The following is a 23,165-nucleotide window of genomic DNA, read 5'->3' on the forward strand; positions in this document are numbered from 1 at the left end:
AACACATTGATCACACTCTCGGTCGTGGTGCCCATCCGGGACGGCGAGCGGTTCATCGCCGACGCGCTCACCTCCCTGGCGCGCAACCGGCGCGACGACTTCGAGTTCATCGTCGTGAACGACGGGTCCGTGGACGCCACGGGCGCGATCATCGATGACTTCATCGGTGAGCTGCCCGGCCTGGTCGTGGTGCGCAACCCCGCCCCGCTGGGGCTGGCGGACGCGCGCAACACGGGCCTGTCAATCGCGACCGGCCGGTACGTCACGTACATGGACGGCGACGACTGGCTCGCCCCCGGCTACCTGGCCCGGCTCGTCGAGGTGATCGACGGGCTCGGCTGCGACTTCGTGCGCGTGGACCACGTGCAGGCCGAGGGCCGCAAGCGGGTCGTGCACCGCGCTCCGCAGGCGCGGCGGGGCGTGGTGCTCGACCCTCGTGAGGCCATCCTGCCGGCCGGGGTGCGCACCATGGTGGACTACCCGTACGCCTGGGCCGGCGTCTACCGGCGTTCCCTGGGCGACCTGCTGCACTTCCCCGGCTCCCTGCACACGGCCGAGGACCGGCCGTGGATCTGGCGGCTGCACCGGGAGGCCGCCACGTTCGCGGTGGCGTCGCTGGCGGGGGTGTTCTACCGGCGCATGGTGCCGGGGTCGCTCACGCAGGTGGGCGACGAGCGCCAACTGCACTTCTTCGACGCGTTCGAGCTGGTCTTCAAGGACCTGGAACCGGAGTTCCTGCCGAAGGCCACGCGGAACTTCTGCGCACTGCTCGCCCACCATCTGGAGATCGGCGACCGGCTCACGCCGGAGTTGCGGGCCCGCTTCGGGGAGCGCGGCGCGCAGATGGTGCGGGCGCTGCCGCCGGAGCTGGTGACCGACTCGGTGTCGCGGATGTCCGTCGAACGCGCGGCCGTCCTGCGGGCCCTGGTGCCCGACCTGCCCCCCAGCCCGCACGTCCGGGTCCGCCGCGACCGGGAGGAGTCCTGAAGGTGAAGGTCTTCTACGCCTCGACGTTGTTCGGGGCGATGTCACTGGCCGCCGCCATCGACGACGGGCGGTTCGGCGACGGCCGCCGCGTCCTGATCGTCTCCAACAACGCGGCCATCCCCGAGGTGGCGGTGCCGCTGGACCGGACGCCCGGCTTCACCGTGCTGCGCTCGCGCTTCGACGAGGTGCGCTCGTGGAACGAGCTGATCGCGCCGCTGCACCCCTCCGACTGGCGGGCCCGCGTCATCGAGGTGCCGATGACCGAGCGCCTCATCCGCTCCCACTGGGGGCTGGACGAGGTCGAGGAGCTGGTGCTGGAGTCGATCGCGGTGCCGCCCGCGCGCACGATCGCGGGCCTGGTGCGCGACTGCCCGATCTCCGTCTACTCCGACGGGCTGATGAGCTACGGCCCGACCCGCGACCCGCTGCCGGCCGAGATCTTCCGTCGCATCGACCGGCTGCTCCACCTGGACCTCGTGCCGGGCCTGAAGCCGCTGCTGCTCAGCGAGTACGGCGTCGCCCCCGAGATCCTGCCGGACGAGCGGTTCCTGTCGGTCGTGCACGAGGTCACCGCCACCGCCCCCGACATGATGGCCGGGCAGGCGATGATCCTCGGCCAGTACCTGTCGGCGCTGGAGCTGCTCACGCCCGAGGAGGAGGCCGGGCTGCACGAGAGCATGCTCAGGGCGCTGGCGGCGCGCGGCTGCACCGACGTCGTCTTCAAGCCGCATCCGGCCGCCGGCCGCCGGCACGCCCAGCTCCTGCGCGCCGCCGCCGGTGACCTGGGCGTGCGGCTGTCGGTGGCCGGGGAGAGCGTGCCGGCCGAGGTGTGCTTCGCGGCGCTGCGTCCCGAGCTGGTGGTGGGCTGCTTCTCCACGGGGCTGGTCACCGCGCGGCGCTACTTCGGGCTCCAGGTGGCCTCGTACGGCACGGACGTGGTGCTGGAGCGGCTGGCCCCGTACGAGAACAGCAACCGGATCCCCGTCACCGTCGTGGACGCGATGTTGCCCAAGCTGTCCCCCGAGGGGCACATCGAGCGCCCGCCGGTCACCGACCTGCAGGCGCTGGTGCGCGCGGTCGGCTACTGCATGCAGGCCGACGCCTACCCCGACCTGCGGCCGGAGCACATCGAGCACGACCCGCGCTACTTCAAGCGCAAGCGCCTGGAGACGCTGGGCTTCGTCACGGAGGCCGACAAGCCCGGCGCCCTGGCCAGGATCCGCAGGAAGATCAGGTCAGCGATCTGAGGTAGCGGCGCATGCGGCGCTTGGCCCGGTAGCCCACCCGCAACATCTTGGGCGGCACCTCCACCCGGAGGCGGGCCCGGCGCCGCGCGGACGCGAACTCCGGCCCGTCGAGCAGCGACCTGGCGGGCGTCCGCGGCCGGGCGATCACCAGCCCGGCCAGCAGCCCCGTCCAGTCGTTGCGCTCGGCCGGCTGGAAGTAGTTGGCCGCGCACCAGTGCGCGGAGGCGGCGCGGAAGTCGCCGTCGGCCAGCTCCTCCATGGTGCCCAGCAGGTCGCTGCCCTCGAACACCAGGTTGATCATCTCGGCGCTGACGCCGAAGTCGCGCAGCACGAGCGACGGCACGCCCATCGCGACGGCCTCCAGCGCGGCCGTCGAGCTCACGGTCACGAACCCGGCCGCCTGCCGGAGCTGGTCCTGCATCGACCCGGCCGCGAACGTCAGCCGGCCCGGCTCCCCCATCTCCCGCCACAGCCGCTGGTAGTGGAAGCGCTCGTTGTGCGTCTGCCGCTCGTCCTCCAGCGCGCGCAGCTTGACCACGACGTCGAGGTCGGGACGGCGTCCGGCCAGTTCGGCCAGCGCGCGCAGGATGCGCTCGCGCTCCTCCCGGCCCTTCGGCACCTTGGCCTGGGTGGCGAACACGACCCGGTCGCCGCCCTGGGCGGTCAGGTCGGGCCGCAGGAACGGCAGCCGGGCCAGGCCCACCGCCCCGCCCCCGCCGAGCCTGGCGGCGATCTCGGAGAACTCCGCCACCTCCCGCTCGCTGTGCAGCACGAACAGGTCGCAGCCGCTGCGGAACACCCACGCCTTCTCCGTCGCCGGCACCGAGATGCCCGGCAGCCCGCTGACGAACACCGGCCGCGGGCGCAGCCCGGTCAGCACCTCGGCCACCAGGACGTCCACCACGGGGCCGGTGCAGGCCACGAGGATCACGTCAGGACGGGTGCGCTCGGCCAGCCGCCGCACCGAGCGGGCGCTCAGCACCGGCGGAGGCTGCGCGCCGCCCACGGCGGCGGCGATCTGCTCCTGCGAGGGGGCGATCGGCGTGCGCACCACGACCAGCTCGGTCACGCAGCCCGCGGGCAGGTCACCGAGCAGGCAGGCCGCCCACTTCAGATATGAGTCGGAGTCGGCGACCGCCAACACTCTCACCCGGACACTCCAGTCAAATGCGATCGCAGGGCGGGGGCCGCCCTGCTGGTCCACCAGTCATCGGGAACGTCCACGGGCTCGACGGCGACACCGCGCGGGCTGAGCAGCACCCGCAGCGAGGTGATCGCGGTCGAGGGGAGGCTGAGCACGCGCTGGCCGGCGTCGAGGCCGCGCAGCGTCAGCTCGGCGGGCACGCCCGCGTCGTGCACGGTGATGCCGGGGCGCTCCCGGATCAGGGCGACGTCCACGGGGTCCTCGCGGCGGTGCGGATAGTAGGCGAGGGGCTCGCGCGCGGCCAGGTCGGTCAGCCAGCGCAGGTAGCGCTCGCGGTGCACGAGGCCGTTGCGCACGAGGGAGGTGCCGAGCACGACCGTGCGCTCGGCCGGGCCCTGGCTGCTGGGCGGCTGGGCGCGCAGCCAGGCGAACTCGTGGTGGACGAGATCGACTCCGGCCCGGCGGACGTCCGCCGCGAGCTGTTCGTCCACGGTCAGGGCGGTGAAGACGGAGACTTTGCTCAGGCGCAGCCGCAGCGCCGCCGCCAGGCCCAGGGCGGAGCGCGGCCCGGTGGGCCGGGCGCGGGCGCGCAGCAGCGGCCGGAACGGTCCGGCGGCGAGCAGTTCGAGCAGCCGCAGCGTGGCCAGCCCGTCGTCCACGATGACGATGTGGCCGGGCCTGGAGGTGAGCCAGCGGAGCTGCACCTTGCCGGAGAAGGCGTCCCCGACGGCCTGTACCCGCCTGGGCATCCGATCGCGCGGCTCGGCCAGCACCAGCCCGTCGGGCAGGCCCAGCGAGCGCAGCTCGCGCCGGGTGGCCTTCAGCGGACGCAGGCCCGCGCGCGGCACGACGACCGTCTCGGGGCCGAGCAGCCCGGCGTGGTGGGCCTCGACGGCGCACAGCATCTGGAGGGGGGACTCCACCCAGGCCGACGCCTGTTCGACCACTCGTTGCCCTCCCAGCGGGGTGATGACGCGTTAACGACCGCTTCAAGCTAGCCCCACCGGCTTAAGCCCCCAGAAACGCGGCGTGAACAATGGAGAGTATGAACTCGCTCATGCTCAACACCGACGGCGTGCAGATCCCGCAGCTCGGCTACGGCGTCTTCCAGGTCCCGGCCGAGGAGGCCGAGCAGGCGGTCGCCGCCGCTCTCAAGGCCGGTTACCGGCACGTCGACACCGCCGCCGCCTACGGCAACGAGGAGGGCGTGGGCCGGGCTGTGCGCGGGAGCGGGCTGCCCCGCGAGAAGGTGTTCGTGACCACGAAGTTGTGGAACGGCGACCACGGCCGGGCGGAGGCGGCCTTCGACGACAGCCTGGCCCGGCTGGGCCTCGACCACGTAGATCTTTACCTGATCCACTGGCCGGTGCCGGAGCAGGACAGGTACGTGCAGGCGTGGAAGGCGATGGAGAAGATCTACCGTGACGGCCGGGCCAGGGCCATCGGGGTCTCCAACTTCACCGTGAACACGCTCACCCGGCTCATGGAGGAGACCGGCATCACGCCCGCGCTCAACCAGATCGAGCTCCACCCGTACCTGCAGCAGCGCGAGATGCGGGCCTTCCACGAGGCCAACGGCATCCTCACCGAGGCGTGGGGCCCGCTGGGGCAGGGCAAGGGGCTGCTGTCGGACCCGGCGCTGGCGGTGTTGTCGGGCAAGTACGGCAAGACCCCGGCGCAGATCGCGCTGCGCTGGCAGTTGCAGCTCGGGAACGTGGTGATCCCGAAGTCCGTCACGCCGGCCCGGATCGCGGAGAACCTCGACGTGTTCGACTTCATTCTCGACGCCGAGGACATGTCGGCCATCGGCGCGCTGAACAAGGGCCAGCGTCTCGGACCGGATCCGGACACGTTCAATCTGACCTGAGTGACGGATGTGGCATTTGTTCCACATCCCCAAAAACGACATATGCCGCCATAACCAATTCTTTACCCTGATATACGATCTCCCGCGTGCGAGATTTCACTTGGGGAATTGCGGCAACCGGCGGCATCGCCCGTACGGTCGGGGCCGCCATCGTGGCGGAGCCCGGAATGCGGGTGGCCGCGGTCGGCTCACGGAATGAGGCCAAGGCGCGGGCCCTCGCCGCGGAACTGGGCGCGGAGTCGGCGTACGGCTCCTACGAGGCCCTGTGCGCCGATCCGGCGGTGGACGCGGTCTACGTGGCCACCCCGCACGCGCAGCACCTCCAGGTCGCCGAGGCGGCCATCGCCGCAGGTAAAGCCGTGCTCTGCGAGAAACCCCTGGCGGCCACCGTGGACGACGCGGAGAAGATGGTACGCCTGGCACGCGAGGCGGGCGTGTTCCTGATGGAAGCCATGTGGATGCGCTTCAACCCGCTCATCCGGCGGGTGGCGGCCGATCCGCGCTTCGGCGAGATCCGCTCGGTGCAGGCCAGTTTCGGCTTCTCCCTGCCCTACGACCCCGCGCACCGGCTGTGGGCCCCGGAACTGGGCGGCGGGGCCCTGCTCGACCTGGGGATCTACCCGTTCGGGCTGGCTCAGCTCCTCCTCGGCATGCCCTCTGACCTGCGCATCACCGGCTCCCTGGCCCCGAACGGGGTGGACGCCGAGGCGGCCGGCGTCTTGCTCTACCCCGGCGGACGGCACGCTCTCGTGGCCACCTCATTGCTGGGGAATTACCCCAACCTGGCCAGTGTTGTAGGTACTCAGATGCGGGCGGACATCCAGGCGCCGTTCTGGGCTCCGCAGCGGATCGTTCTCACCGGGCCTTCGATGGAGCCGGAAGAACATGTGCTCGATCCGGCCGACAACGGATATGCCGGAGAGCTCCGCGAAGTCCGCGCCGCCACGGCCGAGGGCAGGACCGAATCCTCGATCATGCCCCTTGACGAATCCCTTGCCATGATGGGGCTTCTGGCCGATGCCCGCCGGCAACTTGCCTAGATGGGCTTTTATGGATTTGTAATCCTCTTGCCTCATGTATTACCTTATGGGGCATCTTGAGGCATAAGTCCGGTTTGTCCGGCTATGTCAGACCATCGCACGACAAGATCGCAGGATAGTCCTGCGACCGCTGAATCCGCCTCCGGGCGGAACCGGGGACCCAGGTCCTTGGGGTGAATCGGCACTCCGGTGCCGTAGGGCAGCTTCCACGCCCGAACCCGTCAGCTAACCCGGTAAGCGGCATGGAAGCAAGGAGTACCTCCCACGATGGCCAAGCACCGTATTACCGATGTCGCGAAGTCCAGCATCACCCGCGCCGTTCTGGGCGCGACCGTCATCGCCACCGCACTCGGCACCGGCGCCGTGACCGCCAACGCGGACACCGCCACCGGCGTCGCCGCGGCCACCGCCGCGAAGCACCCGAACACCGCCATCGCCGCCCACAAGGCCGGAGCGATGGACGAGCGGGCCGAGACCACCGTCAACGTCACCGCTGACCAGGTCCTGACCCTGGCCAAGGCCCAGGTCGGCATCTCCGAGAACGCCGCCGGCGGCGGCACCAAGTTCCAGCAGTGGTACGCCGACTCCCCGCGCGCCAGTGAGACCGTCGCCCGGGACGGCGGCAACCGCGCCGCGTACCTGAACGCCGCCTGGTGCTCGATGTTCGTCTCCTGGGTCGGTGAGCACAGCGGCGCCCGCCCGCAGATCGGCTGGGACGCCTACACCGTCACCCACGCCAAGTGGTTCGCCGCCAACGGCCGCTGGGGCACCGTCGCCAAGCCCGGCTCCGTGGTGTTCTTCGCCTGGGACGGCGGCAAGAAGCTGAACGACATCCAGCACGTCGGGTTCGTCGTGAAGGACAACCAGGACGGCACCATCTCGACCGTCGAGGGCAACACCGGCAACGGCAAGGTCGAGGAGCGCGTCCGTCCGAAGTCGCAGGTCGTCGGCTACGGCTACCCCTCGTACGCCGCCTGACCCGCTCTCGGGAACGGCGTGGAGCCCGCTCCTCGCCCTCCATGACGCGAGGAAACGCGCGTCCCTGCCAAGGGGACGCGCGTTTCGCTTTGCCCGCACGCCGGCCTGCGGGTCAGGCGGTGTAGGCGTCCCGCTGGATGGCGTACAACTCGGCGTACGGCCCAGGGCGGGTGACGAGGTCGTCATGCGTGCCCCGCTGCACGATCCGGCCGCCGTCGAGGACGACGATCAGGTCGGCCGTCCTGACCGTCGGGAAGCGGTGGGTGATCAGCAGGGTGACCGCGCCGGGGTGACGGCGGGCGGCCGCGGCGTAGCGGGCGAAGACCGCGCTCTCGGCGGGGGCGTCGAGGGAGGCGGTCGGCTCGTCCAGCACGAGGAGGAGCGGGTCGGGGCGCATCGAGGCGCGGGCCAGGGCGAGTTGCTGCCACTGGCCGCCCGACAGGCGGTGGCCGCGTGCGAAGGTGTCGCCCAGCTCGGTGGACAGGCCGCCGGGGAGGCGGTCGATCAGGGCGGTGGCGCCCGCGCGGGCCAGGGCCGCCCGGACGGCCTCGTGGTCGTCCAGGCGGGGCAGGTCGCCCACGCCGACCGTCTCGGCGGCGGTCAGCTCGAAGCGGGCCAGGTCCTGGAAGACCGCGCTGACCCGGCTTCGCCACTCCTCGGGGGCGAGGTGGTGGATCGGCAGGCCGTCCGCCCTGATCTCGCCCCGGTCCGGGTGGTAGAGGGCGCACAGCAGCTTGGCCAGGGTGGTCTTGCCCGAACCGTGCGCTCCGACCAGGGCGACGGTGGCTCCGGCGGGCAGGTGCAGGTCGAGGTCGTGCAGGACCTGACGGCTGGTGCCGGGGTAGCTGAAGGACACCTGACGCAACGTGATCCCCCCGACGAGCCGCTCCGGCAGACCCGTCCGGCCCGACTGGCCCGACTGGCCCGACTGGCCCGGCTTGTGCGCCGGGCCCCGCCACTCCGGCCGGTCCGGCTGGCCCGGTGGGTTATGCGGGGTGGGGTGGCGGGCGTAGGTGCGTAGCCAGGTCAGGCGGGCGGCGGCGCGCAGGCCCGCGGCGGCCGAGCCGAAGTGGAAGGCCAGCCGGGACGCCTGGGTGGCGAACTGCACCCCGACCGTGGCCACCAGCACGACGTCCCCGGCCCCGGCCGCCCCCTGGCCCGCGAGCCAGGCGGTGTGACCGAGCGCGGACACGTACCCGGCCAGGAAGGTGGCCGATCCGGCGAACGTGAGCAGCCCCGCGCGGATCCCGGCCCGTGACCGGACGGCCGTCACCTCGTCCCAGTGCCGCCCGGCCAGGGCGTCCAGGACGGGTGCGGCGCCGCTGAGGCGGGCCTCCTTGGCCGGGTCGGCGGCCGTGACCGTCTCCGACAGACGCCGCTCCAGGCGGGCGGCCTCGGCACTGCGTTCGGCGGCGACATCGACGTGCCGGGCCGAGCGGCCCCGCACCAGCAGCGACGGCAGGACCGCGCCGCCCAGCAGGAGCGGCAGCAGCGGGTGCACGGCGGCCAGCAGCACCACGCCGAGCCCGATCTGCGCCGCGTGCTCCGCCACGAGGGCCAGCGCCCACACCGCGAAGTAGAGCTGCCCGCTCTCCTCCCGCAGCGCCTGCAGCCGGTCGAGGTAGGCGGGCCGTTCCAGGTGCTCGATCGTGGGGACGCCGGCGGTGAGGGTGAGGATCTCCTCCTGTACGGCCAGGCCCATGCGCTCGGCCAGCTCCTGCATCAGGGCCAGTTCGGCGCGCCCCAGCGCGACGCCCGCCGCCAGCGCCGTCCCCGCCGCCCCGGCCCACAACACGGCCTGGAGCGGACGGCCGGAGGTCGCGGCGTCGGTGAGCCCGCGCAGGAACACGCCCACCAAGCCCTGGCTCACCGCACCCGACAGCAGGAACGCGGCCAGCGCGAGCCCGGCCCGCCGGTCGGTGCGCCAGGCCAGGAGCAGCAGGGCGCGCAGGGTGCCCCGCGTGGTGGTGGCCGCCGGCGGTCCGGGCCGGGGGCTCATCGATCGCCCCTGGTGATCAGGTCGGCCTGGAGGCGGTACCAGTGCGCGTACGGGCCGCCGGCGGACATGAGCTCGGCGTGGCTGCCCTGCTCGATGATGACGCCGCCGTCGAGGACGGCGATCCGGTCGGCGCGCCGTACCGTGGCGAAGCGGTGCGAGATGAGCACCAGCGTGCGGCCCCGCGTGTGGTCGAGGAGCCGGTCGAAGACCTCGCGCTCGGCGCGGGCGTCGAGGTGGGCGGTGGGCTCGTCCACGATCAGGACGCGGCGGCGGTCCGCGTCGAGCGCGTAGACGGCGCGGGCCAGGGCCACCTTCTTGCCACTGGCCGCCGGACAGGTCGCGCCCGCCGGTGAAGGCGCGCGAGAGCGGGGTGTCGAGGCCGTCGGGGAGGCCGCGGAGCAGCTCCAGCGCGTCCACCGCCTCCAGGGCCGCCAGGACGTCGGCGTCCGTGCCGTCGAACGCGGGGGCGCCGAGGCGGATGTTGTCGCGCAGCGGGAGCGGATAGCGGACGAAGTCCTGGAACACCACGACGGCCGGACGGGTGGCGGCGGTGCCGCGCCGCGGAGCGTAGAGGCCGGCGAGCAGCTTGACCAGGGTGGTCTTGCCGGCGCCGTTGCGTCCGACGATCGCCAGCCGCTCCCCCGGGCGGACGCGCAGGTCGAGGCCGTCCAGCACGGGGGCGGCGGTGTGGGGATAGGCGAAGGCGACCCCGGCGAGCGCGACGCCACCGCCCGCACCCGCCTCAGCGGGCACGGGATCGGCAGGGGCGCTCAGGAGGCGGGTGACAGCGTGGTGCGGCTCGGACCCGTAGGCGATCTCGAACATCTGGTAGCTGCCCGCCCCGTACGCGAACACCAGCAGCGCGGCCAGCACGCACTGCGCCAGCGCGCCGGCCTCCATGCGCCCCGTCCCGGCCTGCCAGACGAGCACGGCGAACGTGCCGCACGCGGCGAGCGCCTGCGCCGCCAGCACCCACCCGTATCCCCGGACCACGGCCCGGCGGCCACGTGAGAGCGGGCCAAGGTATGCGCGCATCGCCGCCACGTACCGGCCGACGAAGAACGCCTGCAGCCCGAAGACGCGGATCTCCTTGGCCTCGCCGCCCGGCCCGCCGGCCACCTCCGCCAGGTAGCCGGCCCGGCGCAGGCGGCGCGCCTGCTCGGGGTCGCCGGCCGGCGACTCCACTCCCCCGGGGCCGACCAGCATGCCCGCGATGCGCCGGTTCTGCGCCAGGGCGAGCGCGAACGCGACGCCTCCCAGCCACCACACGTGGCCGGTCAGGACGACCGCGCCCAGCAGCGCCGACGCCAGCCGGCCCGCCTCGCCCGCCACGGCCACCGCCGCCGTGCCCGCGGTCCTGCCCCGGTGCCCGTCGAGCGCGAGGCGCACGTCGGCCTGCACCTGCGGGTCCTCCAGGCGGGTGAGCGACATGCGGGCCGTGGCGGCGCGTACCCGCCGGCGGAGTGCGCCGTCCACGTGGCGGGCCACGGCGGCGCCGGACGGGTCGCGCAGGGCCGTGCAGAGCTCCTGAGCGAGCAGCACCAGCAGCAACGTGACCAGCGCGGCGAGCCCGCCCCCGGAGACCAGGAGGCCGAGCGGCACCGTACTGAGCGGCCCCAGCGTCGCCGCCCCGGCACTGAAGACCGCGAACGGCAGCAACCGCCGCGCTCCGGCCGACCGCAGCAGCCCGGCGAGCGTGAGCGTCCGCTCCAGGGCCGGGAACCGCCGTCCGGCGACGCCTCGGACGGCCTTCACTCCGGTCAACCCAATGCGATCACATTGGTTTGCCATGCACGTGACGCTAACCCGCCCGCGCCGACCAGGTCAAACCGATGGGGTCACATCGCGAAAGCGCTACTCCAGGAAGAAGCGGGCCAGCGCCCTGGCCACCCCCTCGGGGTCGTTCTCCATGGGGATGTGACCCGCCCCCGCGATCCGGACGAGCCGGGTGTTCGGCATCTCGGCGGCGAACCGCTCCGCGTGCCGTACCTCCTGGAAGGCGTCGTCCTCCCCCCACACCAGCAGTTTCGGCGTCTCGTCGGCCCGCAGCGCGGGCACCGCCGCCAGGGTGTGGCGGCTGTCGGCCGCGCCGGCGAGGGCCATCCAGGAGCGGCAGACGCGCGGGTCGGTCCAGGGGCTGAGGTAGTCGGTCAGCTCCGCCTCGGTGGCCGGACGGTCCAGCGCCGCGGTGACGGCCGCACGGCGCGCCTCCAGCAGTTGCTCAACCGTCGTGGCGGCCACCACGGCGGGGTCCCGGTAACGGGCCACCGCCGGCACCGGCCACGAGTCGTACAGGACCGAGTTCACCAGCGCCAGCCTGCGCACCTTCAGCACCTCACCGGCCAGCAGCCACTGGGCCACCGCGCCGCCGATGTCGTGCCCGGCCACGGACACCGGCTGCGTGGCCCCGATCGCCGCCGCGAACCGGCCCGCCCACCGCGCCAGCGCCGGGACGGCGGCCGTCTCCGGCGTCAGCTCGCCCTCGGAGCGGCCCAGCCCCGGCAGGTCCACCGCGACCGGCCGCAACCCGGCCGCCGCGAGCCGGTCGAGCACCGGCTCCCACACCCTGCTCCAGTACGTGCCGTGCAGCAGCACCACCACCGGCCCCCGGGTGCCGGCCGTCAGGTAACTGACGCGCCGCCCGTCGACCTCTGCCGTCGTTCGCGTGGCCACGCCACCATGATGTTCGGAAACCTTCCTGGTCAAACACCGGACAGGACGGCCTCCGGTACCTTCTGGGACGGCGCGCGAAACCGGTTCCCCGGGCCGTGTCGATCCGCGCCACCGCCGTTCGACGCGTCGACGAACAGCCGGTACGGACCGAAGGAGACCTGACGACCGATGAAGTTCATGATCGTGGGCAAGGGCAACGCCGAGACCGAGGCCGGGGTGCTGCCCAGCCAGGAGCTGGTGGACGCCATGCACGCCTACAACGACTCGCTGGCCAGGGCGGGCGTGCTGCTGGCGGCCGAGGGCCTCTATCCCAGCGAGCGCGGCGCGCGGATCGCCTACAGCGGCGGCAGGGCGAGCGTGATCGACGGGCCGTTCACCGAGGCCAAGGAGCTCATCGCCGGGTTCTGGCTGATCCAGGTCAAGTCGCGCGAGGAGGCGATGGAGTGGGCCCTGCGGCTGCCGGTGCCGCCGGGGCACGACGGGATCGGGGTGCACGTGTGGCAGGTCTTCGACGCCGCCGACGTCCCGGACGGCTCGATGCCCGCCGAGGAGCGCGCGCGTGAGGAGGCGCTGCGCGAGCGGCTGGGCGTGGACGGCCCCGAGAGCTGACCGGCCGTCGCGGGTGAGGCGGGCGGCGGGGACGCCGGCCCGGTTGCGATCGTGCCCCCGCCGCTGGTCTGATGGGCCCCGTGACCACTTCCGACACGCACCGCGCCATCGAGGCGGTGTGGCGCATCGAGGCGGCCCGGCTGATCGCCGGGCTGGCCGGGCTGGTGCGCGACGTCGGGCTGGCCGAGGAACTGGCGCAGGACGCGCTGGTCGCCGCCCTGGAGCAGTGGCCGGAGTCGGGCGTTCCGCGCAACCCGGGCGCGTGGCTGATGACGGTCTCCAAGCGCCGCGCCATCGACCTGATCCGCAGGAACGAACGCCTGCGGCACCACCTCGCCGAGTTGGGCCACCGCCTCGACCTGGAGGCGGACCCGCCGGAGATCGACGAGATCGAGGACGACCTGCTGCGGCTGGTGTTCACGGCCTGCCACCCCGCGCTGTCGATGGAGGCGCGGGTGGCGCTGACGCTGCGCGTGCTCGGCGGCCTGACCACCGAGGAGATCGCACGGGCGTTCCTGGTGCCGGAGGCCACGGTGGCGCAGCGCATCGTGCGGGCCAAGCGCACCCTCGCCGACCGGCGCGTCCCGTTCGAAGTGCCGCAGGGGGACGAACTGGCCGGGCGGCTGTCGTCCGTGCTGGAGGTCATCTACCTGGTCTTCAACGAGGGCTACTCCGCCACGGCGGGCGACGACTGGATGCGCCCGGCGTTGTGCGCGGACGCGCTGCGGCTGGGCCGGGTGCTGGCCGGGCTCATGCCCAAGGAGCCCGAGGTGCACGGCCTGGTGGCGCTCATGGAGATCCAGGCGTCCCGCTCGGCGGCGCGGGTGGGCCCGTCGGGCGAGCCGATCCTGCTGCTGGAGCAGGACCGGGCCCGCTGGGACCGTCTCCTCATCGGGCGCGGGCTGGCCGCGCTGGAGCGCGCGCAGGAGTCGTCGGGCGGGTACGGGCCGTACACGCTGCAGGCGGCCATCGCCGCCTGTCACGCCCGCGCGGTCGTCGCGGAGGACACCGACTGGGTGCGGATCGCCGAGTTGTACGAGGCGCTGGCCAGGATGTCCCGCTCCCCCGTCGTGGAGCTGAACCGGGCGGTGGCCCTGTCGATGGCCTACGGCCCGGCGGCCGGGCTCGACCTGCTCGACCAGATCGTGGCCGAGCCGTCGCTCAAGGACTACCACCTGCTGCCCAGCGTGCGCGGCGACCTGCTGGCCAAGCTGGGGCGGCGGGCGGAGGCGCGGGCGGAGTTCGAGCGGGCGGCGGGGATGACCCGCAACGCCCGCGAGCGCACCCTCCTGGAGGAACGCGCCGCCGCCTGCCGTCCCACCGCGGACCCGGCCGCCTGAGGCACGAACGGCCTTCCCGGCGATCCGGCACGGCGTGACGGCGGCCCGGCGCGGCATCCCGACGCCCGGCCCGGCGCCCTGGCGACCCGCCATCCCCGTGACGACCTCCGGACCCTGGCGACCCGCCATCCCGTGACGAGTCCCGGGCCCGGAGGCCCGCCATCCCCGTGACGAGTCCCGGGCCCGGAGGCCCGGCGTCGCGCGACGGCGGGCCGGGCACGGCATCCCGGAGGTCCACCACCGCGCCCCGCGGCCGGCGTCGCGTGACGGTGGCCGGGATCCGGCGCCGGGCGGGCGGCCCCGGCTCCCACAGGGCGGCTGACCGGGGGAAAGGGCCGCTGGTGCGGGCGACATGCCCTTGATGTGACACGAAACATGCCTCTTGAGGTGGGAGCGCTCCCAAGCAGCCCTTTGGGGCATATATCCCAACAAAGGTGGTTTCATTCGTCCAAACTGCACCATTGGTAACGGTTACGTTTCGCGGGATTGACGTTCAGACCCCACAAGTGCACCCTTTGTGGGAGCGCTCCCAAAGACTTCCACCGCGGCGGAGCGCGTGCCGCGGTGCTTCCCCCCAACATTCACCCGAGAAGGGGTCCACCATGTTGATCAGCAAGCGTCGCGGCGGTCTTGCCGCGGCCTCGGCCCTGGCCGCGGCGGCGCTCGCCGTCTCGTCCTGTAGCTCCGGCAGCACCCCCGAGTCCAGCGCCCCGGCCTCCTCGGCCGCCGCTGAGCCGGTCACCATCCGGGTGCAGACCTTCGGCGGCGGCAGCAACTTCGGCTACAAGAACGCCGTCGACAAGTGGAACGCCGAGCACAAGGACATCCAGATCAAGTACGAGAACCTCACCGACCAGTTCGAGCAGCAGTACTGGCCCCAGATGATCCAGTGGCTGACCTCGGGCACCGGCGCGGGCGACGTGGTCGGCATCGATGAGGGCGGTATGGGCCTGGCCAAGGCCCGCACCGAGTGGTGGGCCGACCTGAAGGAGTACGGCCTGGAGTCCCGCAAGGCCGATTTCCCGGCGTGGAAGTGGGAGAACGGCGTCGCCGGCGACGGCAAGCTGTTCGCCCTGGGCACCGACATCGGCGGAATGAGCATCTGCTACCGCAAGGACCTGTTCGAGAAGGCCGGCCTGCCCGCGGACCGCGAGGCGGTCGGCGCCCTGTGGCCGACGTGGGACGAGTACATGAACGTCGCCAAGAAGTTCCAGGACAAGGTGAAGGACACCAAGTTCGCCGACGGCACCAACACCCTCTACCAGGTGGTGCTCTACCAGGAGGCGGCCAAGAACGGCAACATCTCCTACTTCGACACGACCAACAACCTCGTCGTCGACAAGAACCCGGCCGTCAAGACGGCCTTCGACTTCGCCCAGAAGATGAGCCAGCAGGGGCTGACCGCCAAGCTGCGCAACTTCACCGACGAGTGGGCGACGGGCACCCAGAAGGGCTCGTTCGCCACGGTCGGCTGCCCGTCCTGGATGCTCGGCGTGGTCAGCGGCAACGCCGGCGACGACGGCAAGGGCAAGTGGGACGTCGCCTCGGTCCCGGGCGGCGGCGGCAACTGGGGCGGCTCGTGGCTGGCCGTGCCGAAGCAGTCCAAGCACCCGAAGGAAGCCGCCCAGGTCGCCGACTACCTGACGCAGGCGCAGACCGAGGCGAGCGTCTTCACCGACTTCGGCAACATGCCGAGCAACACCAAGGCCCAGCAGGACCCGGCGGTGCAGGGCGCGAAGAACGAGTTCTTCAACGACGCGCCCATCGGTGAGATCTTCGCCAAGTCCGCCGCCAGCCTCCAGCCGGTCTTCCTCGGCGTGAAGCACGCCCAGGTGAAGAACGCCATCGAGTCGGTCGTCCAGGGCATGGACGACGGCTCCGTCCCGTACGACAAGGCCTGGCAGCAGTTGGTCGACGACGCGGTCAAGGCCGCGGGCTGAACCTCCCGCCCGGCCCGCCGACAGCGGGCCGGGCTTGTTGCCGCCGAAAGGTCTGACATGAGCCTCGACACCCTTCCACGGGCGATGCGGAACAACCACCGCCGCGCCCGTCCGCCCGGCCGCCGCTGGCGTTCGCGTCTGGACGTCAAGGCGATGCCGTATGCCCTGGTGTCTCCGTACTTCATCCTGTTCGCCGCCTTCGGGCTCTTCCCGCTGGCCTTCACGCTCTACTACTCGCTCTACGACTACGACCTGACCGGCACCACCGAGTGGGCCGGGCTGGACAACTACGCGGCGCTGCTGGCGGACTCCGCCTTCTGGCGCGCCACGCTCAACACGGTGTCCATGTTCCTGCTGGCCACCATCCCGCAGATGCTGCTGGCCCTGTTCCTGGCCAACGCGCTGAACAAGCGGCTGCGGTTCCGGCTGGCGATCCGGATGAGCGTGCTGCTGCCGCTGGTCACGTCGGTCGTCGCGGTCGCGGTGGTGTTCACGCAGCTCTTCGCCCGCGACTGGGGCCTGGTCAACTACCTCCTGGGCCTGGCCGGGGTCGATCCGACGAACTGGCGGGCCGAGCGCATCCCGTCGTGGATCGCGATCGCCACCATGGTCGACTGGCGCTGGACCGGCTACAACGCGATCATCTTCCTGGCCGGCATGCAGACGATCCCGCGCGACCTGTACGAGGCGGCCTCCATCGACGGCGCCTCGCGGCGCAGGCAGTTCTGGCAGATCACGCTGCCGATGCTGCGCCCCACCATGATCTTCGTGGTGCTGAACTCCACGATCGGCGGTCTGACGCTGTTCTCGGAGCCGATGACGTTCTACAACGGCAACCCCGACGGCGGCTCGCAGGGCCAGTTCCAGACGGTCGCCATGTTCGTCTACAAGGAGGCCTTCCGCGAGTTCGACTACGGCTACGCGTCGGCCGCGGCCTGGCTGCTGTTCCTGCTGATCCTCATCGGAGCGGCGATCAACTTCCTGTTCGTGCGCAGGATCGGGGGCACGAAATGACCGTCTGGAAACCGACCGTCCTGACGCGGGTCCTGCTGGGGCTGGCCATCTTCCTGTCGGCGTTCCCGCTGTACTGGATGCTGGTCATCGCCTCGCGGACGAACTCCGACGCGGTGGCCTCGCCGCCGCGCTTCCTGCCGGGCGGCAACCTGGGCCACAACATCGTCGCGGTGCTCACCCACCCGGAGGCCCAGTTCCTGCAGGGCCTGGCGAACTCGTTCATCGTGGCGAGCGTCGTCACCTTCTCCGTCATCATCATCTCGACGCTGGCCGGCTTCGCCTTCGCCAACCTCAGCTTCAAGGGCCGCAACGCGCTGCTGCTGCTCGTGCTGCTGACGATGGCGGTGCCGCTGCAGCAGATGGGCGTGGTGCCGCTCTACCGGCTCATGGTGAGCCTGGAGTGGACGGGCACGCTCAAGGCGGTCATCCTGCCGTACCTGCTCAACGGGTTCGGCGTGTTCCTGATGACGCAGTACACCCGGCAGTCGGTGCCGATGGAGCTGGTCGAGGCCGCCCGGGTGGACGGCGCCGCCACGCTGCGCATCTGGTGGAACGTCGTGCTGCCCGCCGTGCGGCCCGGCATGGCCGTGCTCGGCATCAACACGTTCATGCTCATGTGGAACGACTACATGTGGCCGCTGATCGTGCTCAACCAGGACAACCCGACCGTGCAGATCGCGATCAACTCGCTCAACGCGAGGTTCTCCACGGAGTACTCGCTGATCTTCGCGGGCACGGCGCTGTCCATCATCCCGCTCGTACTGGTTTTCGTCCTCTTCGGCCGTCAGATCGTCGGCGGACTCATGGAAGGTGCGGTCAAGGCGTGACGACTCAAGAAGAACAGACGCGTGCCGGGCTGCGCTTCCCCGCGAGCTTCACGTGGGGGGCCGCCACCTCGGCGTACCAGATCGAAGGGGCGGTCGCCGAGGACGGCCGCGGCGCCTCGATCTGGGACACCTTCACCAAGGTTCCCGGCCGGGTGCTCAACGGCCACAACGCGGACGTGGCCATCGACCACTACCACCGCTACCGCGACGACGTCGCCGTCATGGCGGACCTGGGCCTGTCGGCCTACCGGTTCTCCGTGTCCTGGCCGCGCATCCAGCCCGCCGGCTCGGGCGCGATCAACCACAAGGGCCTCGACTTCTACAAGCGGCTGACCGACGAACTGCGCCGGCACGGCATCGACCCCTGGCTGACCCTCTACCACTGGGACCTGCCCCAGGAGCTGGAGGACAAGGGCGGCTGGCCCAACCGCGACACGGCCTACCGCTTCGCGGAGTACGCGGCGGCGGTGCACGACGCGCTCAAGGACCACGTCCACACCTTCAGCACGGTCAACGAACCGTGGTGCTCGGCGTTCCTCGGCTACGCCTCGGGCGAGCACGCCCCCGGCAGGCGCGAGCCCGAGAACGCGATCAGGGGCGCGCACCACCTGAACCTGGCGCACGGGCTGGCCGTCCAGGCGATGAACGCGCGCAGGGTCGGCGGCTGCGTCAACCTGTACGCGATCACGCCCGAGACCGACAGCGAGCGCGACCTGGACGCGGCCCGCCGCATCGACGGCCTGCAGAACCGCTTCTTCCTGGATGCCCTGCTGCTGGGCCGCTACCCGGAGGACGTGCTCGCCGACCTGCGCTTCGACCAGGGCTTCATCGAGCCCGGCGACATGAAGACCATCAACGCGCCCATCGACGTGCTGCTCGTCAACTACTACAGCCGCTTCACGGTCTCGGGAGCACCGGGCGGCAAGCAGTCGGCGGCGGCTGCCCCCACGGACACGGGTTCTCCGTGGGTGGGCAGCGAGCACGTGTCGTTCGTCAACGGCGGCCGGCCGGTCACCGCGATGGGCTGGGAGATCGACGAGGGCGGCCTCGTGGAGATCCTCACCAGGGTGGCGCGGGAGTACCCGCCGATCCCGATGGTGGTCTCGGAGAACGGCGCGGCCTTCGAGGACGTGCTCGACAACGGCCGCGTCCACGACAGGGAGCGGCTGGCGTACGTGGAGGCGCACCTGGGCGCCTGCAAGGAGGCCATCGACGCGGGCGTGCCCCTGGAGGGCTATTTCGCCTGGTCGCTGATGGACAACTTCGAGTGGGCGTGGGGGTACGGCAAGCGCTTCGGCCTGGTTCGCGTCGACTTCGAGACACAGGAGCGGGTGCTGAAGGACAGCGCGCTCTGGTATGCGGAGATCATCCGGCAGAATAGGCGCCATGAACCGACCGACTCTTGAGGCAGTTGCTGCTCGGGCCGGGGTGGGCCGGGGCACGGTGTCGAGAGTCATCAACGGCTCGCCGAACGTCAGCGCCAAGGCCCGCGAGGCCGTCGAGCTGGCCATCCGCGAGCTGGGCTACGTACCCAACCGGGCGGCGCGGGCGCTGGTCACGCGCCGCACGGACACCGTCGCGCTGGTGGTGTCCGAGTCCCAGTTCCGGGTCTTCGACGAGCCGTACTTCGCGGGCACCATCCGCGGCATCGGCTCGGCGCTGGCCGAGACCGGCCTGCAGCTCATCCTGGCGATGGCGCGCACCCCTGAGGAGCACGCGCGGCTGGAGCACTACCTGACGGGTCAGCACGTCGACGGTGTGCTGCTGCTGTCGCTGCACGGCGCCGACCCGCTGCCCGGCAGGCTGGAGGCGATGGGCGTGCCGACCGTGCTGGGCGGCCGGCCCGTCGGCCTCGACCCCTACAGCTACGTGGACATGGACAACCGGGCAGGGGCCCGGCAGGCGGTCAAACACCTGCTGGGTCTCGGCCGCAGGGCGATCGCCACGATCGCCGGTTCCCAGGACATGGGCGTGGGCGTCGACCGCCTGTCGGGTTACCGCGACGCGCTGCTGCCGTCGGGCCTGCGGGAGCTGGTGGCCTACGGTGACTTCTCCGAGCACAGCGGCGCCGCGGCGATGCACGAGCTGCTGCTGGAGCATCCCGATCTCGACGCGGTGTTCGCCGCGTCCGACCCGATGGCGCTGGGCGCGATGCGCGTGCTCAAGGCCGAGGGCCGGTCGATCCCCGGCGACGTGGCCGTGATCGGGTTCGACGACTCCAAGGCGGCGCTGCACGCCGACCCGCCGCTGACCACCGTGCACCAGCCGACCGAGTCCATGGGCCGGCAGATGGCGCAGTTGCTGGTGGCCCGCATCAACGGCGAGGAGCTGCGCCAGCCCGTCGTCATCCTCGACACGCACCTGGTGCGCCGCGAGTCCGCCTGAGCGAAAGAGGTCTCTTGGACAGCAGGACGAAGCGCCGCCTGTCGCGGGCCGAGCTCGACGCGCTGGTACGCCGCGCGGTGGGCACGGGCGTCACCGACGCCACCGAGCTGACCGACGGCTTCGCCAACGCCGTCTGGCGGCTGCGGCTGGACGACGGGCGGGAGGCGGTGCTCAAGCTGTCTCCCCCGCCCGACCTCGATCAGCTCAGCTACGAGCGCAACCTGCTGCGCATGGAGGCCGCCGCGATCGGGCTGGCCTCCGCGGCGGGTGTGCCCGTGGCGGAGCTGCTGCGGGCCGGTTACGACGATCCGGTGCTGGGCGGCGACTACCTGCTGCTGGCCGCGCTCGACGGCGTGTCGTGGAACGCCGTCAAGCCCGACGACCAGCGGGCGCTGCGCAGGGAGCTGGGCGGCCACCTGGCCAGGTTCAACGCGGTGACGGGCGAGGTGTTCGGCTACCCGCACGCGGGCATCACGGGCGCCACGTGGCGGGAGGCGTTCCTGGCGATGGTGGCGGCGCTGCTGGACGACACCCGGCGCTACCCGACGCCGCTGCCGCGTCCCGCCGGGGAGATCATGGCGGTGTTCGAGGCCGCGGCGCCGGCGCTGGACGAGGTGACGACGCCGCGGCTGGTGCACTTCGACGTGTGGGCGGGCAACGTCTTCCTCGACCTGAGCGGGACGCCGCGGATCCAGGCGATCATCGACCACGAGCGGGCCTTCTGGGGCGACCCGCTCGCCGAGTTCGTCACGCCGACGCTCTTCGGCGACCTGGCCGAGGACGACCCGCTGCTGGCGGGCTACCGCGAGGTGACGCCGCTGGAGCTGACCCCGGCGGCGCGCACCCGGCTCGACCTCTACCGTGCCTACCTGCATCTGATCCTGCTCATCGAGAACGGACCCCGGCAGTACCCGCCGGACGCGTACGCCAGGGTCCGCGATGCCGCGACGGCGTCACTGACGGAGGTGCTGGACCGCCTCGTAGGCCCGTCCGCCGGTCCCGTCGGGTAGCTCGCCGCACCGGTTGCCGCCCTTGACGGTGTTCGGCACGCCGAGGTCGGCGGGCGTGTCGCCGGGGCAGGCCAGCGTGCCCTTGACCGTGGTGCCCGACACGACGGCCGCCGCGTTGCCGCTGAACAGCGCGGCGCCGCGCAGGTCGGCCCCCACGACGGTCAGGTTCGCCGCGCCGTTCACGACGAGCGCGCCGCCGACGCGCGCGCCGAGCAGGTGCACCTCGGCGGGCTCGACGGCGGTGAGCGCGCCGGTGACGGAGCCGCCGGTGACCACCAGCGAGGCGCCCTGCCGGACCGTGACCGCGCCCGCCACCTGCGCGCCGTCGAGGCAGGTGACGCCGCCGGCGACGGTGAGCGCACCACGGTGGACGCCGGTGACGGTACGGGTGCAGGCGGGCGGCGGGGCGATGGTCGTGACCGTGAACTCCTTCGCCCTGCCGGGGTTGCCGGCGGCGTCGATCGAGCGGTACTCGATGGTGTGCCGGCCGCGCGGCAGCTTGCCGTACACGAGGGAGTCGATCACCGTGCCCTGCTCGGAGAACGTCCACGGCAGCTCCGAGGAGGTCGGCCAGCCGAAGTAGTTGAACCAGCCGTCGCCGTCCACCCGCGACTCCGAGACGACGTACCCCTCGCGGTCGTCGGTGCCGGTGAGGCGCATGGTGAAGGGGCCGTTGTAGACGTAGGTGTCGCCGGCCGAGGCCAGCGGCCGCGACAGCTCGTACGCGGTGGCGGGCCCGGTGGCGTCGACGGTCCAGGTCAGGGTGCGCCCGCCGAGGGCCGCGGTGAGGGTGTGGCTGCCCTTGGGCAGGTCGAGCGCGCCGAGGTCCAGGTCGCCGCCGGTGTGGCGGCGGCCGTTCACCGTCCAGGTGACCTCGGGGACGGCGGCGGCCGGGTGGGTGGTCTCGACGTACACGACGTCCGCGCGGCCGAGCGGCCGGTCGGCCGGGGTGGAGGAGACGAACGCGGGCTCGACGCCGTCCGGCGGGGTGCTGAGCGCGGTGTCCACGGTCCAGGTGCGGGTCCTGGTCATGGCCTCCTTGACGGCCGGGTCCCGGACGAACCCGGTCGGGTCCGAGACGGTCGCGGTGACCGTGTGGGTGCCGGGGGTCAGGCCGAGCGTGCGCAGGTCGAGGGCGTCGCGGTCGCCCGGCAGGGCCTTGCCGTCCACGGTCCAGGCGGTCACCAGGGAGTGGCTGACGGGGCGCATGGGCTCGACCCACAACACGCGGTCGGCCCCGACCGGCGCGCCGGTGGGGGTGGCGTCCTGGATGACCGGGGTCTTGGCGGTGATGCGCTGCGTCATGACCTCGCGGCCGACCTGGTCGAAGTAGTAGCCGAGGGTCTTCATCATGGAGTGGGCGCTGGGCCGCCACACGCCGGTCGTGTAGTAGAGGCCGCCCTCGTAGCGGGCGATCGGGCCGCCCGACTCGCTGGGCTCACCCAGCCAGCGCCACCACTTGCGCCGCTGGTCGCTCAGCTCCCGCTCGGTCAGCAGCGTGTGGTGGGCGCTGGACGGCTCGCCGCCGGTGTAGCCGCCGCCGGGGACGCCGCGCTGGTAGTAGTCGTACTCGTCCTGGAGACCGCCCAGGGAGTGGCCCAGCTCGTGCGGGCTGATCAGGGCGGACATGCTGTTGCTGCCGGAGGCGGTGGCGTACGAGCCGCCCGCGCCGCCGTAGGTGCCGCTGTTGGCCAGCGCCAGGATCTGCCGGTTGCCCGAGGCGGTGCCGGTGACCAGGTCGGCGTAGCGGGTGGCGGCGGCGTTGTCCATGGTGATCAGGCGCTGCACGCTGGCGGGGTTGCAGCGGCCCCAGAAGCCCATGCTGAGCGGCGTCGTACGGCGCGGCGCGTCCAGGCCGGGATCGCAACTGATGCCCGACTCCCCCGAGACGATGTCCACTCTGTAGACGTTGATGTAGTTGCGGTAGGACTTGAACGGCTCGATCGACCACATCACGTTGAGGTGCCGGTCGGCGTCGGACCGGAACTTCGACTGCTCGGCCTCGGTGTAGCCGTCACCGAGGATGATCAGGTTGAACCTCTTGGCCGGGACGCCGGTGACCTGCACGGGCACGACTGTCGCGGAGCCTGGCCCAGTGGCAGTGG

Annotated in this window: 18 protein-coding genes and 1 riboswitch; of the genes, 13 read left to right on the plus strand and 5 right to left on the minus strand. The window is 72.1% G+C overall.

Annotated features, from left to right (window positions below):
- Positions 1-24 precede the first annotated feature (24 nt).
- Together FAF44_RS14750 and FAF44_RS14755 are read left to right on the plus strand one after the other, a co-directional pair.
- On the plus strand, positions 25-987 hold the full coding sequence (locus tag FAF44_RS14750; protein WP_237103705.1) for a glycosyltransferase family 2 protein: 963 nt from the start codon (positions 25-27) through the stop codon (positions 985-987).
- A gap of 2 nt (positions 988-989) precedes the next feature.
- On the plus strand, positions 990-2,234 hold the full coding sequence (locus FAF44_RS14755; protein ID WP_237103706.1) for an alpha-2,8-polysialyltransferase family protein: 1,245 nt from the start codon (positions 990-992) through the stop codon (positions 2,232-2,234).
- Here the strand turns inward: FAF44_RS14755 and FAF44_RS14760 are convergent.
- Both FAF44_RS14760 and FAF44_RS14765 read right to left on the minus strand, forming a co-directional pair.
- Positions 2,218-3,384: a DUF6716 putative glycosyltransferase gene (locus FAF44_RS14760; RefSeq protein ID WP_237103707.1), complete on the minus strand. Its 1,167-nt coding sequence runs from the start codon at positions 3,382-3,384 to the stop codon at positions 2,218-2,220. The genes FAF44_RS14755 and FAF44_RS14760 overlap by 17 nt on opposite strands.
- Positions 3,381-4,325 carry a hypothetical protein gene (locus FAF44_RS14765; RefSeq protein ID WP_237103708.1) on the minus strand — a complete coding sequence of 315 codons (945 nt, stop codon included), beginning with the start codon at positions 4,323-4,325 and terminating at the stop codon, positions 3,381-3,383. Before FAF44_RS14765 ends, FAF44_RS14760 begins: the two co-directional genes overlap by 4 nt.
- Before the next feature lie 98 nt (positions 4,326-4,423).
- Between FAF44_RS14765 and FAF44_RS14770 the strand changes: the two genes are divergently transcribed.
- From FAF44_RS14770 to FAF44_RS14780, 3 genes are all read left to right on the plus strand, one after another.
- Positions 4,424-5,245 (plus strand): aldo/keto reductase, encoded by an 822-nt coding sequence (locus FAF44_RS14770; RefSeq protein ID WP_237103709.1) that lies wholly within the window; start codon positions 4,424-4,426, stop codon positions 5,243-5,245.
- Positions 5,246-5,331: 86 nt separating this feature from the next.
- The gene (locus FAF44_RS14775) at positions 5,332-6,285 is read left to right on the plus strand and encodes a Gfo/Idh/MocA family oxidoreductase (RefSeq protein WP_308193326.1); all 954 of its coding nucleotides are present in this window, start codon (positions 5,332-5,334) and stop codon (positions 6,283-6,285) included.
- Between the two features lie 118 nt (positions 6,286-6,403).
- Positions 6,404-6,540, plus strand: a riboswitch (cyclic di-AMP (ydaO/yuaA leader).
- 12 nt (positions 6,541-6,552) lie between these two features.
- A complete protein-coding gene (locus FAF44_RS14780) occupies positions 6,553-7,263 on the plus strand; it encodes a CHAP domain-containing protein (RefSeq protein WP_237103711.1) in 711 nt (236 codons plus the stop codon).
- A 112-nt stretch (positions 7,264-7,375) separates the two neighbouring features.
- Here FAF44_RS14780 and FAF44_RS14785 read toward each other — a convergent pair whose 3' ends face one another.
- Both FAF44_RS14785 and FAF44_RS14790 read right to left on the minus strand, forming a co-directional pair.
- Positions 7,376-11,017: an ATP-binding cassette domain-containing protein gene (locus tag FAF44_RS14785; protein ID WP_237103712.1), complete on the minus strand. Its 3,642-nt coding sequence runs from the start codon at positions 11,015-11,017 to the stop codon at positions 7,376-7,378.
- Positions 11,018-11,116: 99 nt separating this feature from the next.
- The gene (locus FAF44_RS14790; protein WP_237103713.1) at positions 11,117-11,935 is read right to left on the minus strand and encodes an alpha/beta fold hydrolase; all 819 of its coding nucleotides are present in this window, start codon (positions 11,933-11,935) and stop codon (positions 11,117-11,119) included.
- A gap of 168 nt (positions 11,936-12,103) precedes the next feature.
- Between FAF44_RS14790 and FAF44_RS14795 the strand changes: the two genes are divergently transcribed.
- The 8 genes from FAF44_RS14795 (at position 12,104) to FAF44_RS14830 (ending at position 21,060) form a co-directional block, all read left to right on the plus strand.
- The gene (locus FAF44_RS14795) at positions 12,104-12,544 is read left to right on the plus strand and encodes a YciI family protein (RefSeq protein ID WP_237103714.1); all 441 of its coding nucleotides are present in this window, start codon (positions 12,104-12,106) and stop codon (positions 12,542-12,544) included.
- A gap of 80 nt (positions 12,545-12,624) precedes the next feature.
- A complete protein-coding gene (locus tag FAF44_RS14800) occupies positions 12,625-13,884 on the plus strand; it encodes an RNA polymerase sigma factor (RefSeq protein WP_237103715.1) in 1,260 nt (419 codons plus the stop codon).
- Between the two features lie 602 nt (positions 13,885-14,486).
- Positions 14,487-15,824, plus strand: coding sequence for an ABC transporter substrate-binding protein (locus tag FAF44_RS14805; RefSeq protein ID WP_237103716.1), 1,338 nt, complete (start codon positions 14,487-14,489; stop codon positions 15,822-15,824).
- 57 nt (positions 15,825-15,881) lie between these two features.
- Positions 15,882-16,838 carry a carbohydrate ABC transporter permease gene (locus tag FAF44_RS14810; RefSeq protein WP_237103717.1) on the plus strand — a complete coding sequence of 319 codons (957 nt, stop codon included), beginning with the start codon at positions 15,882-15,884 and terminating at the stop codon, positions 16,836-16,838.
- Positions 16,835-17,665 carry a carbohydrate ABC transporter permease gene (locus FAF44_RS14815; protein ID WP_237103718.1) on the plus strand — a complete coding sequence of 277 codons (831 nt, stop codon included), beginning with the start codon at positions 16,835-16,837 and terminating at the stop codon, positions 17,663-17,665. The genes FAF44_RS14810 and FAF44_RS14815 overlap by 4 nt, the downstream gene beginning before the upstream one ends.
- The gene (locus tag FAF44_RS14820) at positions 17,662-19,071 is read left to right on the plus strand and encodes a GH1 family beta-glucosidase (protein WP_237103719.1); all 1,410 of its coding nucleotides are present in this window, start codon (positions 17,662-17,664) and stop codon (positions 19,069-19,071) included. The genes FAF44_RS14815 and FAF44_RS14820 overlap by 4 nt, the downstream gene beginning before the upstream one ends.
- Entirely contained in the window at positions 19,052-20,050 is a 999-nt protein-coding gene (locus FAF44_RS14825) for a LacI family DNA-binding transcriptional regulator (RefSeq protein ID WP_237103720.1), read from the plus strand. Before FAF44_RS14820 ends, FAF44_RS14825 begins: the two co-directional genes overlap by 20 nt.
- A gap of 14 nt (positions 20,051-20,064) precedes the next feature.
- The gene (locus FAF44_RS14830; protein ID WP_237103721.1) at positions 20,065-21,060 is read left to right on the plus strand and encodes a phosphotransferase family protein; all 996 of its coding nucleotides are present in this window, start codon (positions 20,065-20,067) and stop codon (positions 21,058-21,060) included.
- Here the strand turns inward: FAF44_RS14830 and FAF44_RS14835 are convergent.
- The gene (locus FAF44_RS14835) at positions 21,004-23,127 is read right to left on the minus strand and encodes a M64 family metallopeptidase (RefSeq protein ID WP_237103722.1); all 2,124 of its coding nucleotides are present in this window, start codon (positions 23,125-23,127) and stop codon (positions 21,004-21,006) included. The genes FAF44_RS14830 and FAF44_RS14835 overlap by 57 nt on opposite strands.
- Positions 23,128-23,165: the final 38 nt, after the last annotated feature.

Origin of the sequence: Nonomuraea sp. MG754425 (assembly GCF_021699195.1) — a bacterium.
Lineage (GTDB): Bacteria > Actinomycetota > Actinomycetes > Streptosporangiales > Streptosporangiaceae > Nonomuraea.